At 29.9% G+C, this 14,743-nt stretch carries 13 protein-coding genes; 4 read left to right on the top strand and 9 right to left on the bottom strand.

Annotated features, from left to right (window positions below; all coding sequences use genetic code 11):
- Positions 1-14 precede the first annotated feature (14 nt).
- Positions 15-1,253 carry a M16 family metallopeptidase gene (locus H8R92_RS03815; protein WP_186834789.1) on the bottom strand — a complete coding sequence of 413 codons (1,239 nt, stop codon included), beginning with the start codon at positions 1,251-1,253 and terminating at the stop codon, positions 15-17.
- Between the two features lie 188 nt (positions 1,254-1,441).
- Between H8R92_RS03815 and H8R92_RS03810 the strand changes: the two genes are divergently transcribed.
- Together H8R92_RS03810 and H8R92_RS03805 are read left to right on the top strand one after the other, a co-directional pair.
- Entirely contained in the window at positions 1,442-2,122 is a 681-nt protein-coding gene (locus H8R92_RS03810) for a response regulator transcription factor (RefSeq protein WP_186834788.1), read from the top strand.
- On the top strand, positions 2,094-3,623 hold the full coding sequence (locus tag H8R92_RS03805; protein WP_366461203.1) for a sensor histidine kinase: 1,530 nt from the start codon (positions 2,094-2,096) through the stop codon (positions 3,621-3,623). The genes H8R92_RS03810 and H8R92_RS03805 overlap by 29 nt, the downstream gene beginning before the upstream one ends.
- 20 nt (positions 3,624-3,643) lie before the next feature.
- Here the strand turns inward: H8R92_RS03805 and H8R92_RS03800 are convergent, their stop codons facing one another.
- The 3 genes from H8R92_RS03800 to H8R92_RS03790 are packed head-to-tail and all read right to left on the bottom strand — an operon-like array spanning position 3,644 to position 5,807.
- Positions 3,644-4,057 (bottom strand): hypothetical protein, encoded by a 414-nt coding sequence (locus tag H8R92_RS03800; RefSeq protein ID WP_022211767.1) that lies wholly within the window; start codon positions 4,055-4,057, stop codon positions 3,644-3,646.
- A gap of 29 nt (positions 4,058-4,086) precedes the next feature.
- On the bottom strand, positions 4,087-4,824 hold the full coding sequence (gene ymfI, locus H8R92_RS03795; protein WP_186834787.1) for an elongation factor P 5-aminopentanone reductase: 738 nt from the start codon (positions 4,822-4,824) through the stop codon (positions 4,087-4,089).
- A gap of 23 nt (positions 4,825-4,847) precedes the next feature.
- The gene (locus H8R92_RS03790) at positions 4,848-5,807 is read right to left on the bottom strand and encodes a metallophosphoesterase (protein WP_186834786.1); all 960 of its coding nucleotides are present in this window, start codon (positions 5,805-5,807) and stop codon (positions 4,848-4,850) included.
- Positions 5,808-6,039: 232 nt separating this feature from the next.
- Here H8R92_RS03790 and H8R92_RS03785 point away from each other — a divergent pair, with 232 nt between their 5' ends.
- Positions 6,040-7,131 carry an amidase domain-containing protein gene (locus tag H8R92_RS03785; RefSeq protein ID WP_186834803.1) on the top strand — a complete coding sequence of 364 codons (1,092 nt, stop codon included), beginning with the start codon at positions 6,040-6,042 and terminating at the stop codon, positions 7,129-7,131.
- A 47-nt stretch (positions 7,132-7,178) separates the two neighbouring features.
- Here H8R92_RS03785 and H8R92_RS03780 read toward each other — a convergent pair whose 3' ends face one another.
- From H8R92_RS03780 to H8R92_RS03770, 3 genes are all read right to left on the bottom strand, one after another.
- Positions 7,179-9,266 (bottom strand): sodium-translocating pyrophosphatase, encoded by a 2,088-nt coding sequence (locus tag H8R92_RS03780; protein WP_186834785.1) that lies wholly within the window; start codon positions 9,264-9,266, stop codon positions 7,179-7,181.
- Between the two features lie 151 nt (positions 9,267-9,417).
- Positions 9,418-9,573 carry a hypothetical protein gene (locus H8R92_RS03775; RefSeq protein WP_022211762.1) on the bottom strand — a complete coding sequence of 52 codons (156 nt, stop codon included), beginning with the start codon at positions 9,571-9,573 and terminating at the stop codon, positions 9,418-9,420.
- Between the two features lie 19 nt (positions 9,574-9,592).
- Entirely contained in the window at positions 9,593-9,742 is a 150-nt protein-coding gene (locus tag H8R92_RS03770) for a hypothetical protein (RefSeq protein WP_022211761.1), read from the bottom strand.
- Between the two features lie 133 nt (positions 9,743-9,875).
- Here H8R92_RS03770 and H8R92_RS03765 point away from each other — a divergent pair, with 133 nt between their 5' ends.
- Positions 9,876-10,046: a hypothetical protein gene (locus H8R92_RS03765; protein WP_186834784.1), complete on the top strand. Its 171-nt coding sequence runs from the start codon at positions 9,876-9,878 to the stop codon at positions 10,044-10,046.
- Positions 10,047-10,086: 40 nt separating this feature from the next.
- Here H8R92_RS03765 and hypF read toward each other — a convergent pair whose 3' ends face one another.
- Both hypF and H8R92_RS03755 read right to left on the bottom strand, forming a co-directional pair.
- Entirely contained in the window at positions 10,087-12,360 is a 2,274-nt protein-coding gene (gene hypF / locus H8R92_RS03760; protein ID WP_186834783.1) for a carbamoyltransferase HypF, read from the bottom strand.
- A 275-nt stretch (positions 12,361-12,635) separates the two neighbouring features.
- Positions 12,636-14,681: a YgiQ family radical SAM protein gene (locus tag H8R92_RS03755; RefSeq protein ID WP_186834782.1), complete on the bottom strand. Its 2,046-nt coding sequence runs from the start codon at positions 14,679-14,681 to the stop codon at positions 12,636-12,638.
- Between the last annotated feature and the right edge of the window lie 62 nt (positions 14,682-14,743).

Here is a 14,743-nt window from a genome sequence, read left to right as displayed (position 1 = left end):
ATTATATCCACCTTTTAAGATTTTAATATATGAATAGTTGGATTTTTTAAAACTTTATTAGCTACATCATAAATTTCATCGCTTGTAATATTATTAATTCTCTCCATATCATGTAAAAACTCATAAATATCCTCATCTTCTATGGATTGATTTAAAATATAACTGCATAATTCAGAAGAATCATCTAAAGTTGAAATAACAGCTGTTTTATGAACCTTCTTCATTATATCAAGGTCCCTTTCTCCAATTTCTATCTTCTTCTTCTTAACCCCTTCTAAAATTTCATTTATTGCTTCTATTGTTTTATTAACATCTTCTTCAGCTACAGCCGTATAAATGTATAATGACTTTATATGATTGGTCATATCAAGATGTGAATATATATCATAGGCAAGCCCTCTAATTTCCCTTACTTCTCTAAATAAAAGTGAATTAGAACTTTCTCCTAATCTATGATTAAGTATTCTAAGTGGTAATTCTAAATCCTTTTCTAAATCGTAAAAAGTAAATAGATACATTATAGTACTTAATTCAATATTTTTCTTATAAGTTGTTTTCCTAATGGCCTTATTCTGCTCATCAAATATTTCTACTGCAACTAATTCTTTTGATTGCCAATGCCCAAAGTTTTCTTTTATTTTCTCTAAAGCTTCTTCATGCTCTAAAGATGAAACCATAGTTATTAATGTATTATTAGGTATATAGTACTTTTCATAATAACTAATAATATCTTTTCTAGTAAATTTCTTTACATTCTTTTCTGTTCCTGCCACATCATATCTTAAACAGCTTTTTTCAAAGGCAATTTCATTAACTCTCTTAAAACTTAAATCTTCTACACTATCCATACTTGCTTTCATTTCTGCAAGAATTACTCCTCTTTCTTTTTCTATCTCCTCTTTTAAAAATACAGAATTAGTAACCATATCTCCCAATAACTCTATTGCATTTCCCAATTCCTCTTCTAAGCAACTTATAGAGTAAACAGTAATGGAATAATCAGTGTATGCATTATATTCTCCGCCTAATGATTCTAAATCATCATTTAACTTTTCAAAACCTCTTTTAATTGTTCCTTTAAACATCATATGCTCAATAAAATGTGAAATCCCTTTTTCATCCTTACTTTCATTTAATGAGCCAACCTTTATTCCTACATTAATAGAAGATATTTGTGTATCCTTTTTTATTGTTAATACTTCTAACCCGTTTTCTAATTTGTGTTTTTTAACATCAAAATTTAATTTTATCATCTGATAATTTCCTTTCCCATCTCCTATAATTGTTTTAAATGCCTTTATGGACAGCTAAAATTCATTTTTAATCCACTTCTTTTTATAATAATATGTTTAAATATTAATTACAATAATATATTAACATGTTTTTATTTTTAAGTTTTTAGACTATAATTATTATTAAGTATATAATGGAGGACTTATTTATGAATAAAACAATACTTATTATTGAAGATGAAATTAGAATACGTTTTTTACTGAAAGATTATCTATTAAGTGAAGGATTTTCTGTTATTGAAGCCTGTGATGGTGAAGAAGGTCTTAAGGTTTTTAAAAATAATAATGTTGACCTTATCCTTTTAGATATAATGATGCCTAAAATTGATGGGCTAACTGTTCTTGAAACCATTAGAACAGTATCTGATATTCCAATAATTCTTCTTACTGCCAAAAGTCAGGAAGAAGATAAACTTTATGGCTATGATATAGGAGCTGATGACTATGTAACTAAACCTTTCTCTCCTAAAATTCTTGTAGCAAAAGTTAAAGCACTTTTAAAAAGAACTGCTGATCTTTGTGAAAATCAATCTTCTACAAAAAATTATAATGGTCTTACAATAAATAAGCTTTCTCATGAAATAAAAGTTAATAATGTTCAACTTGCTCTTTCACCAAAAGAGTACGAGCTTCTTGTTTATTTATCTGATAATATTGGCATTGCATTAACTAGAGATACTATTCTAGATAATGTTTGGGGAATAGATTATTATGGAGATCTTCGTACAGTAGATACAAATATTAAAAGGCTAAGAGAAAAACTTGGAGAAAAAGCAAATTACATTATAACTGTAAGAGGAAGTGGGTATAAATTTGATGTTAACCAATAGTAAAAGTATCAGCAGAAAATTATTTACCATAACCTTAGGGTTAATATTAGGAGTATTTTTTATAACTTTATTCTTTCAACTTGTTTTTTTTGAAGAATTTTATCTATATAAAAAGAAAGACTATCTTCTTAATCAAGCTAATGAATTTAGATATATGTATTCTTATCAAATACATAATAATGAGGTATTATCTGCTGCACTAACAAATTACGAAGAAAAAAACTCTTCTAGAGTTGCTATTATTCCATTAAATAGAAATGATGTTGTTTATGTATCCAATAATCAAAATTCAGATAATACTTTTTCTACACTTACAAATTTTTGTGCTGAACTACTATATAATACTAAACTTATTAATACAGTATTAGATGAAAATGCACCCCTTGCTACTATTTTTACTAATCGCTCTAGCAATACAAAACAAATTGGTATTATTTCACCTATGTCATTACAAAATAACAATGATGCATTATTTATTTCTGTATCATCAATACAGCCAATAAAAGAAGCTAGTTCAGTTATAAAAACCTTTTACTTCTATATGCTGATTGGATTTATTATTGTTGCAACATTTCTTTCAATAGTTTATGCCAATCTTATAGCTAAACCATTGAAAAATTTAAATAATATTGCAAGGAAGATGTCAAACTTGGATTTCAGTGTAAAATGTAATATAACCTCTGATGATGAAATTGGCAGCTTAGCAATGACACTGAACTTTCTATCAGCTAATTTAAAAAAATCTCTTGATGATTTAAAAGAGAAAAATATAAAATTAGAGGCTGACATAGAAAAAGAACGTGAACTTGAAACTATGCGTAAAGATTTTGTAGCCAGCGTAAGCCATGATTTAAAAACTCCTATTGGCATAATCAGTGGTTATGCCGAAGGATTAAAAGATGGTATTGTTTCTCCTGAAAATGCCCAAATATATCTTGAAACAATTATTGATGAAGCAGGAAAAATGAATACGCTAGTTACCAGTATGCTGGAGCTTTCAAAGTTAGAGTCAAATTCAATGCTTTTACAAATAGAAAGTTTTAATATAGTAAGACTGATAAGTGCTAAAGTTAAAAATCTTAACTTAGAGCTAAAAGAAAAAGACATTACAGTAAACTATATAGCTGTTCCTGACTTTGCTTATGTACAAGGTGATATTCTTAAAATTGAACAGGTAATTCAAAACCTAATTACCAACTCAATAAAATATACTCCCTGTGGAAATTATATAAATATAAGTATCATTGAAAATACTGATAACTTTGAAATATCTATTGAAAATACTGGTACTCATATTCCTGAAGAAGAACTTTCTAATATATTTATTAAGTTTTATAAACTTGATAAATCTGGTGATAGATCTACCAATAGCTTTGGGCTTGGACTTGCAATTGTTCAGAAAATTTTAGAACTTCATAATAGTGCTTATTCCATGACCAATAGCTTAAATGGAGTGTTATTTAAGTTTACCTTATCAAAGGCTAATGATAATCTTAACTAAAAATAAAAGATGCTAAAATCTTAAGCATCTTTTATTCTTCTATCAATCTTTTTAAATACAACTTCTTTTTTTAGCTCTAGTGTTTCACTATCTATTTCAACCTTGAAAATATCTGGACACTCTTCCTGACGCCATTTCTTCATATACTTTGCATTTATCTCAAATGAATAATAATATTTTTCATCATACCTATCTGAAAATTCATAAAATGTATTTTTACTATATCTATCAACCTTTAAATTTTCTTTTTTTATATTCCTGATAATAGGCATAAAAAACCTAAGAGGAATTTCATATTTAAAACTTCCCTTTATCTCCCTGCCTTCCATTAATGCTCGCTTTAAAAACCTTTCTTCTCTTTCATCAATCTTCTTAAAATGTAATTTGAAATTAGGCTCACCTTTTTTATTTTTGTCTATCTTTATTTTTATCATAATATTCCACCATATATTCCTACTATAATTTAAATAAATCCACCATCTATTCTTATTATTTGTCCAGTAAGATATTTACATTTATCCTCACATAAAAAGCTAACCACTCTTGCTACTTCATGAGCCTCACCGAATCTCATCATCGGTATTTCATTCTTTAAAACTTCCTTATCTTCACTATCAAGTACATTATTCATTTCCGTATTAATAACTCCTGGTGCTACTGAATTTACCCTTATATTAAATGAAGCTACTTCTTTTGATAAAGCTTTAGTAAATAAATTAAGCCCTCCCTTAGTTGCTGAATATATAACTTCACATGATGCTCCTACTTCTCCCCAAACAGATGAAATATTTATTATATTACCACCATTTCTCATCATATTATTAATAGCTAGTTTAGAAAGATATATTGCTCCCATCAAGTTGGTGTTTACTAAATCATCTATTTCTTCTAAAGACATATCCATCAATAATCCAAACTTTGATATTCCTGCATTATTTACTAATACATCTAACTTACCAAAAGTCCCTATAACTTCATCAATAAGCTCTCTGCAATTTTTATAATTAGAAATATCTTTTTTAAAAAGCTTACCATAACCTCCATTTTTAATAACATTTTCCAATGTAGCCTTTGCTCCTTCATCATCTTTTGAGTAATTTATTGCTATTGCAGCTCCCTTTGATGCAAGTTCAATGGCAATAGCTCTGCCAATTCCTCTTGATGCACCTGTAACCAAAATAACTTTACCGCTTAAATTCATCTTCTGATTCTCCTTACATAATTTTATTTATTTTTTCTTTCTTCCTCTTCTGCTCTTCTTAACCTATCTCTTTCATTCCTTGCCCATAACAAATAGTTTTCAATGGATACAGGACCCCCAATAATTGCTTTCTTCACCCAAAGTATACCCGTCTCCTGAGCCTGTACGCTCCACTTCACCAAAGATATCTTTCCTCCTGAAATTTCAATGGCAGTTGCTGCATCTGGAAGTACACAACATCCATCATTAAAATATGGTGGTTCATGAATATCTGGAAAATAACTATTATGAGTATGCCCACATATAAGCATTTTACCATTTTCTTTAACCCATTGTTGTAATTTATTATCAATAAGTGTTCTTTTATTTTTACTTTTTGCTGAATTAGTTGGATCACGAAAACCTGCTATTCCATACATAAATTTCCAAATATATCTCACTAATATTTTACTTATATCTTTAAAGGTAGAATTAGTAATATCTATTTGATGTCCATGGGTTACAAGAAACTTTTCATTTAGTGGAGTATATAAAAAATTAATTCCTTCATAAAATATATTATTATCTATAAATTCCATAAACTCATTGCCATATTTTGTGCCAATTTTATTTATACATTTTTCTTGCTTTAATTTAAAATTTTTTTTACTCTTTATTATATCATGATTTCCATATATAATAAAAATCCTATCTTTCTTGCTAAATTTATTAAATACTCTAAATACTGATTCATATGCATATGCTATTTCAGTAAAATCCCTATTTTTCCATAGTTCATCACCATCTCCCACTTCTACATAAATGAAATTATTTCTAAGATAATATCTAAGTGCTGTCAAATATATATTTCTATTATTTAATAAGGCATCGTAATATGTTCCATCACCACGATGCACATCTGACATAAAGACAATTTTATCCTCATCATTAAAAGGTATCGTAAAGGCATTATCATATAATCTACTTAAATCCTTCTTTGACATAATCCTACTCCTTTATATTTAACTTTAATTATTTTATGATTTTCCATTTCCATATTCCACATCATTTACAAGATTAATTTAACACCTATAAAAATTCTATAATTGCATAAAATATAATTAAATATTTGAATTCATTAGTATTTTTCATTCTAAAATGCTATAGAAAGGTTTGATATCTTTGAAAATTAGTTTATTAGTTAAATTAATCTCTTTCTTTTACTTGCTTTTAAATATGTGCTCCATTCCTTGCTACAGTTATAATATACCTAGAGATGATATTACTACCCTGGAGGACGAAAATAATCTCATTGAAGATAACAAAGATTTAAAGTCTCAGTTTAAACCCTTACTAGATAACTTATTTCTCAATAGAAATTCATCTATCTTATCTAATGATAGTGAAGGTTTAAAATCTTTTTATAATTTGGATAAAAAAACTGGTCAGTGGGCTTATGAAAATGAAATCAAGAAAATTAAATACTTTTCCAACTGGTGTGAAAAACAAGGAGCTAATTTTAGTAGGATTAATTCTATTGTGAATATAAGTAAAGCCATTGAAAAAGAGAAAAATTTATATGGAGTTATCTGTTATGTTTCCACAGAATTTTTCTACAAATATGAAGATGAGCCATGTATAGAAAATAGATTTAAACTAGGCACATGCCATTATTTGAATTTAAAAAAAAGTGATGATAACAGATTTATCATTGAAAAAGAATGGTATACAGACCCTTTAGCTGATTCACTAGATTTAAACAACATAAAATCTAATGAAATTAAAAATTACATTTTATCACATAAAGCACCTAAATATACACCTGATGAAAGAACAAAAAAAGCTATTGATTACGCCCATACTTATTGTGGTGTATCCGATGATGAAGAACATTTATTTAAGTATAATAAGAATTACAAAAACTTTAATCCTGATGGTGGTGATTGTGCTAACTTTGCTTCTCAAATACTATATGAGGGAGGAGAATTTAAGAAAAACTCTTCTTGGAGTTATTCTGGAAAGTCTGGTACTAAAGCTTGGGTTAATGCTCAGGAATTTAAAAATTACATGGTTAATAGCGATAGAGCATCATATATTGCCAAAGGAAGCTATAATGATATCTATAAAGCAGCCTTTAATTTAAAGCCTGGAGATTTTGTAGGTTACGAAAAAAAAGGAAGAATTACACATATTTCTACAGTCACTGGATTAGATTCTAAAGGTTATCCTCTAGTTACATGTCATAATACTGATAGACTACTGGTTCCATATGATTTAGGATGGAGCAATGACAACATTAGATTTCATTTTTTAGATGTTCATTATTAATATTATAAAGGGAACAATATAAAAATTGCTCCCTTTTCACTTAATGATTAAAAAATTGAAAACTTAAGTATTACCATACCAAAAACAATTGCTATTACTGACATAAGCTTAATTAAAATATTTAAAGCTGGTCCTGAAGTATCTTTAAATGGGTCTCCTACTGTATCTCCTACTACTGTTGCCTTATGATTTTCTGAACCTTTTCCTCCAAAATTACCTGCTTCAATATATTTCTTAGCATTATCCCATGCTCCACCTGAGTTTGACATCATAACTGCTAAAACAAAACCACTGGTAGTTGCTCCACCAAGCAAACCTGCCACCCCATTAGGCCCTAGGATAAGACCAACTGCAATTGGTGTAATAAGTGAAATGGCTGCAATTATTACAAGTTCCCTTAATGCTGATTTAGTACATATATCAACACATGATGCATAATCTGGATCTACTTTACCTTCCATTAATCCTTTGATTTCCTTAAACTGTCTTCTTACTTCAATAACAATCTTACTAGCAGCCCTACCCACTGCACTCATAGTGAAAGAAGAAAAGGCAAAAGTAACCATGGTACCTATAAGCAAACCTATTAAAACATTAGGATTTAAAATTGAAAGATCAAACTGAAAACTTAAATCAAGGTTACTTTCTACTAGTTGCTCTATTGAATCTTTATAAGCTGCTATAAAAGCAAGTGCTGTTAAGGCTGCAGAGCCAATGGCAAATCCTTTTCCTGTTGCTGCTGTAGTATTTCCTAAAGAATCTAGTGCATCTGTCCTTTCTCTTACAGATGGATCTAATCCTGCCATTTCAGCAATTCCTCCAGCGTTATCAGCTACAGGTCCATAAGCATCTGTGGCCAAAGTTATTCCTAAAGTTGAAAGCATTCCCACTGAGGAAATCCCAATACCATAAAGCCCTAAACTATAGCTATCAAGCCCTCCTGCCACCACATAACTTATAAGTATTGATAACCCTACTACTATTACTGGAAAAGTTGTGGATTTCATTCCTACAGATAATCCTGTAATAATTACTGTAGCTGAACCTGTTTCTGAGGATTCTGCAATAGCTCTAGTTGGTTTATAATTATCACTGGTATAGTATTCAGTTAAGAAGCCAATTAAAATACCTGCTATAAGTCCTGAAAGTATAGAAAAATATATGCCTATATATTTACTTCCTAAAACATTAGAAACTAAAAAATATGCTACAATTGCAATAATTATTGCAGAAGAATATGTCCCTCGTCTTAAAGCTGCAAGAAGTGATTTTTGAGACACATCTTCTTTTGCCTTAACAAAAAAAGTACCAATGATTGATGCTATGATTCCAATTGCTGCGATAATAAGAGGAAGTGCTACACCATTACCTTTAAGTCCTGCTGAAATAGCCAGTGCTGAGGAGGAAACTATTGCACCTAGATATGATTCAAATAAATCTGCTCCCATTCCAGCAACATCACCAACATTATCACCAACATTGTCTGCTATAACAGCTGGATTTCTTGGATCATCTTCTGGTATTCCTATTTCTACCTTTCCTACCAAGTCTGCACCTACATCAGCTGCCTTAGTAAATATACCTCCACCTACTCTGGCAAAAAGAGCCATGGCAGAGGCACCCATTCCAAATGTAAGCATTGTTGAAGCAATAGATGATGCATCACCATTATAATACCAATTTAAAATATAGTACCATGCACTTATATCTAAAAGTGCAAGCCCAACTACTACCAAACCCATTACTGCTCCACTAGAAAAGGCTACTCTTAGACCACTGTTCAAACTCTTAGTACAAGCATTAGCAGTTCTTGCATTAGAATTAGTAGCTATTTTCATTCCAAGATATCCACTAAGTGCAGAGAAAAATCCTCCTGTTATAAAGGCATATGGAATAAATATAGATACATAATCAAAATAAGAAAGAATTAAAAGCAAGACAAAAATTGCTGCAAAAAATTTACCTACAGCAATATACTGCCTTTTTAAATAAGCATTTGCCCCCTTACGTATACTTTCTGCAATATGCTTCATACTGTCAGTGCCTTCATCTACTTTAAAAATTGTATAAGTAAAATATGCTGCAAATAATAATGCCACCGTTGCTCCTACAGGAGCTAAAACTATTAAATTCATATGATTCCTCCCATTTAAACTTTTTTACAATATAAATATATGTTTCATATTTCCTCATATTACATAGTTGGTAAAAAATATTACTTAACATTTATTTTGTATCACAAAAAAGCTACAGCACTAAATATTTAGTACTGTAGCAATAGCTATTTTAAAATCCTCTTCTTTTAGCTTCTTCTCCACTTTCATTTAAAGCTGGTTCTTGAACATTATTATTAAAGCTGTTTTTTGCATATTGATTTTGTCTCTTAGTTCCATTTCTTAAGTAATTTTCCTTGTTATATGTCCTCTTATTATCATTCTGCATTTTTCATCCCTCCTATATATTAAAAATGAGGATTTATTTCATCTCTTTGAATTCTCTTTAAATCCTTCAATCTTAAATGAGTTTCATCCATTATCTTTTCCCAGGGTTCACCATCAACAATCATTCTCTTTGCTACTGTCTTTTGCAACGCAATGTCAATCTTTTTCACATCATCATCTCCTTGCTATCATAATAATTTTATTTTGCTTAATTTTCATATTTCTTATTCAATTATTAGATAGTTATGAATATACTTTAAAGAACACTTTTACCATATTAATTAAATTTAAGGAGGTGATACTATGGCAAAACAAAGAAGAGGAAAATATCTTAAAGCAGCTACTCCTGACTGGAGAGGTACATGCCCTCTTTGTGGTAGAAAAAGAGTAAAACTTGCATGGACAGCTAATGATAGTGCTGGCAACAAGGTAAATGTATGTAAGCTATGTTTTACTAAAAACACTGATAAATAGCATATAACAAAACTTTTATATAGTAACTAAAAAGGGCTTGCTAAACAACAAGCTCCTTTTTTAATATCTCATTACCTATTACCATCTGCCCTATACTTATTCCTTCATCATTGGCAGGAATTTGTTCATTTATATAGACCTTAAAGCCTTTTTTAATTAATTTTTCATATATATTGATTAGTAGTATTTCATTTTGAAATACCCCACCGCTTAATACAACTGAAGATAAATGATATTCTTTTCTTAATATTTCACATAATACAGTGGTAAATTCAATAACAGTATTATGAAATCTCCTGGCTATAAGTTCTTTATCTATGCCATCTATTATATCAATTACTACAGATTTAATTATTGGCTTGCAATCGATTATATAGCTTCCTTCTTCCAAGCAAATATTATATTGATAAAATGACTCATCGTCCTTGCAGGATATATTCTCTAAATCTATAGCTGCTTCTCCTTGAAATGTTATTTTATCGTCAAATCCTAATAATGCTGCAACTGCATCAAAGAGTCTTCCTATACTGCTAGCTTTAGGCGAATTGATATCTTTTTTTATTATCTCAGTAATAATTTTATGTTTCTTTTGTTGTAAATGCTTAGGCAAATAAACAGTATAATTTTCTTTAAAAGTATCATATAAATAACTTATGGCCATCTTCCATGGCTCTCTAATCGCGCCTTCGCCTCCTGGAAGGGCAATATAATTTATATGGGCAAGTCTTTTAAATCTTTCTCTATCACAAATAAAAAACTCTCCTCCCCATAGCTTTCCATCAGTGCCATAGCCTGTACCATCAAAAGCAACTCCTATTACCTCTTCCTCTAAAGAATGTTCTGCCATACATGATACTATATGTGCATGATGATGCTGTATTCCAATTTTCCTAATTTCTATTTCTTTTAATAGTTCATTTTGATAAAAATTCGGATGAAGATCATAAAAATAGCTTTTAGGATTAATCTTATAAATTTTTTTCATATGTTCTAATGAGTTTATATAATGCTGCCAAGTATTATAATTTACTAAATCACCAATATAATTACTTAAAAAAACATTTTCTCCATTAGATATAGCAAATGTATTATTGCTATTAGATCCTAAGGCAATAGTATATGCCATATTTTTTATTTCCATTGCTTTAGGTGCATATCCACGGGCAATACGCATAACTCTTTCCTTGCCTAAAACTACTCTAGAAACAGCGTCATCTATGGGAATATAGATATCACGATTATTCATTAAATAAAAGTCTGCAATTCCTCTTAGTTTTTCTATTGCTTCATGATTTTTATACACCATAGGCTCACCACTTATATTAGCACTAGTCATTACTAATACATCAATATCCTCGCTAAATAAAATATGATGTACTGGCGTATATGGAAGCATTACACCTAATTTTCCATTTTGATAATTAGTAAGCTCCCTTGGTAAAAGAGAATTTCTTTTTTTATCTAAAAGTAAAATAGGTTTTTTATTACCAAGCAGTATTCTTTCTTCCAATTCATTTACGTGACAATATTTTTTAACTGTCTCAATATCTCTCATCATTACAGCTAAAGGCTTACCAGGTCTTTTCTTTCTCTTCCTAATTTCATTTATAACTTTAGCACTTTTTGCAGCACAAGCTAGATGAAACCCACCAATTCCCTTAATAGCTACAATCTTACCATTCTTTATTTCTTTTGCAATATCCTTTATGGGATCTTTAGAGATAATTTCCTGTCCTTCTTTATCACAAATAAAGACTTTTGGACCACACTTAGAGCATCCATTGGGCTGAGCATGAAAACGCCTATCTATAGGATTAGTATACTCTACTCTACAGACAGTACACATTTCAAAAACACTCATGGTAGTATTACCTCTATCATAAGGAACTTTCTTAGTAATTGAAAATCTTGGTCCACAATTGGTGCAATTAGTAAAAGGATATCTATAGCGTCTATTATTTACATCACTGATATCTCTAAGACAATCATCACAAGTAGCTATATCTGGTGAAAGTAACGTTATTGCTTCTTCCTCTTCCACACTTTCAATTATTTTAAAATCCGTGTATCCCTCTATTTCCTTATCTATTATCTTTATATCTGTAACCTTAGATAAAACTGGTGGTTTTTCTCTTATTTCCTTAATAAAAGAAATTATATCTTCATGGTAACCTTCCACTTCAATAAAAACACCTTTACTAGTATTGTTTACAAAGCCCTTTAAATTATTTTTAAAGGCATTCTTATAGATAAATGGCCTAAAGCCAACTCCTTGTACTATTCCCTTTATAACAATCTTTTTAGCTATAATCATTTATACTATCCTCACTTTAATTTTTCAACTTCATATTATTCTCCATTTCTCAAATAATTAATTGCTCTTTGAGTATAAGAGAATAGATTTATTTATTTTAGACTATTCTCCCAATAGACTAATAACATATAGATTATTCATCATATTTCTTCTTATTTTTTAATTAATTATACCATATTTTACATTATTTTGTTGTAATTATAAAATACAAAACAAAAAAGACACTATATATGAAAGTCATTTTTCAGTTGACATTCATATGTAGTATCTTTTTGTTATCTGCTTCTTCTATTTTTTGCAGCCTGTCTTTCCTTAAAGCTTCCTCTTGATTTCTTAGGTGCTTTAGTATCTCTTGAATCTCTAGGATTTCTATTATCCCTTGTATCATTTGATTTTTTATTTTTTGATTTTTTTGAGTCTTTATAATTTTTAGAGTTTTTACTTCCTCTACCACTATTATCTTTAGACTTTCCTTTGCTCTTTCCTTTGTACCCTAAGCCATGAACATCCATATATCTTTGCTCTTTTGATCTTATTAAGCACTTAGGTCCATTACCAATTAAGTCTTCTCTTCCAGCCTTCATTAATGCATCATAAACTATATTATAATTTTTAGGATTACTGAATTGAAGAAGTGCTCTTTGCATAGCCTTTTCTTCCTTAGTTTTAGGTACATAAACTGGCTTCATAGTTATTGGATCAAGTCCTGTATAAAACATTGTTGTTGATAATGTTCCTGGTGTTGGGTAGAAATCTTGTACTTGCTCTGGTTGATACTTAATATCTCTTAAGTATTCAGCAAGGTTTATTGCTTCTTTTAATGTGCTACCTGGATGGCTTGACATCAAGTATGGAATTATATATTGTTTCTTTCCCAACTTTTCTGTTATCTTAAAGAACTTTTGTCTAAAATCTTCATATGTTCTACCAGCTGGTTTACCCATATATTTTAATACTTCTTCAGATACGTGTTCTGGAGCTACTTTTAACTGGCCACTAACATGATGTTCTACTAATTCTTTGAAGAATGTATCATCCTTATCTGCCATTACATAGTCATATCTGATACCTGAACGTACAAATACCTTTTTAACCTTTGGCAAACTTCTTACACTTCTAAGAACACTTAAAAATTCTTTATGATCAACTTCTAAGTTTCTACAAGGACTTGGACTTAAACATTGTTTAACCTTACATGCACCTATAGTTAATTGATGCTTACATGCTGGCTTTCTAAAGTTAGCTGTAGGACCTCCAACATCATGGATATATCCCTTAAAGTTTGGCATTTCTGTCATTTCTTTAGCTTCTTGAACTATAGACTCTTCACTTCTACTTTCTACAGCTCTTCCTTGGTGGAATGTGATGGCACAAAATGAACAATTTCCAAAACATCCTCTTGAACTCATAATACTGAACTTTACTTCTTCTAAAGCTGGAATTCCACCTGCTTCCTTATATGATGGATGATATTCTTTAGTATATGGAAGTGCATATACTGCATCAAGTTCTTCTCTATTTAAAATTACTTCTGGCTTGTTAACTACAAGTATCTTGTCGCCTTGATCTTGAACAATAGTTCTTCCTCTTATAGGATCTTGCTCTTGATATGTAACTTTAAAAGCCTGTGCATAAACTATTTTATCGGCAGTCACTTCTTTATATGATGGAATAACTATATGTTCTTCGTAAACTTCATCCATTGAGTCTACTAAATAACACGTTCCTGGCACGTGTCGTATGTACTTAGCATCAAAACCTTCATTCATGCATCTAGCTACTTCAACTATTTGCTTTTCACTCATTCCATAAATTAAAAGGTCTGCACCACTATCTATTAAGATTGATTTTCTAACTTTATCAGACCAATAATCATAATGAGCAAATCTTCTTAGGCTAGCTTCTACTCCACCTATACATATATTTATTTTGCCATAAGCCTCTCTAATCTTGTTACAATAAACAATAGTAGCTCTATCTGGTCTTAATCCCATTTCACCACCTGGTGAATAAAGATCCTTTTCTCTTCTTCTTTTACTTACAGTATAATGATTTACCATTGAATCCATATTTCCTGCATTAACAAGGAATCCTAGTCTTGGTTTACCAAGCTTCATAAAATCATCAGTGCTATGCCAATCTGGCTGTGCTATTATCCCTACTTTATAACCTTCATTTTCTAAAACTCTTGAAATGATAGCAGTACCAAAGCTATGATGGTCTACATATGCATCACCAGTTACAATAATAAAATCACACTGCTCCCAACCTCTTTCATTCATATCTTCTTTAGAAATAGGTAAAAATCTATTTTTATCCATTTAATCACATCTCTCATTTCTAATTTTTAATAAAAGTATCTCTAATACTTTATATAACTTAT

It is taken from the genome of Clostridium lentum, from assembly GCF_014287815.1.
Taxonomy (GTDB): Bacteria; Bacillota; Clostridia; order Clostridiales; family Clostridiaceae; genus Clostridium; species Clostridium lentum.
This window is presented reverse-complemented; position numbering and strand designations above follow the sequence as displayed.

What these genes read in the sequence shown, in the direction of transcription:
- H8R92_RS03815 (WP_186834789.1), bottom strand. Translation starts at nt 1,253, where the DNA reads ATGATAAAATTAAATTTTGATGTTAAAAAACACAAATTAGAAAACGGG.
- H8R92_RS03810 (WP_186834788.1), top strand. Translation starts at nt 1,442, where the DNA reads ATGAATAAAACAATACTTATTATTGAAGATGAAATTAGAATACGTTTT.
- H8R92_RS03800 (WP_022211767.1), bottom strand. Translation starts at nt 4,057, where the DNA reads ATGATAAAAATAAAGATAGACAAAAATAAAAAAGGTGAGCCTAATTTC.
- ymfI (WP_186834787.1), bottom strand. Translation starts at nt 4,824, where the DNA reads ATGAATTTAAGCGGTAAAGTTATTTTGGTTACAGGTGCATCAAGAGGA.
- H8R92_RS03790 (WP_186834786.1), bottom strand. Translation starts at nt 5,807, where the DNA reads ATGTCAAAGAAGGATTTAAGTAGATTATATGATAATGCCTTTACGATA.
- H8R92_RS03785 (WP_186834803.1), top strand. Translation starts at nt 6,040, where the DNA reads ATGTGCTCCATTCCTTGCTACAGTTATAATATACCTAGAGATGATATT.
- H8R92_RS03780 (WP_186834785.1), bottom strand. Translation starts at nt 9,266, where the DNA reads ATGAATTTAATAGTTTTAGCTCCTGTAGGAGCAACGGTGGCATTATTA.
- H8R92_RS03775 (WP_022211762.1), bottom strand. Translation starts at nt 9,573, where the DNA reads ATGCAGAATGATAATAAGAGGACATATAACAAGGAAAATTACTTAAGA.
- H8R92_RS03765 (WP_186834784.1), top strand. Translation starts at nt 9,876, where the DNA reads ATGGCAAAACAAAGAAGAGGAAAATATCTTAAAGCAGCTACTCCTGAC.
- hypF (WP_186834783.1), bottom strand. Translation starts at nt 12,360, where the DNA reads ATGATTATAGCTAAAAAGATTGTTATAAAGGGAATAGTACAAGGAGTT.
- H8R92_RS03755 (WP_186834782.1), bottom strand. Translation starts at nt 14,681, where the DNA reads ATGGATAAAAATAGATTTTTACCTATTTCTAAAGAAGATATGAATGAA.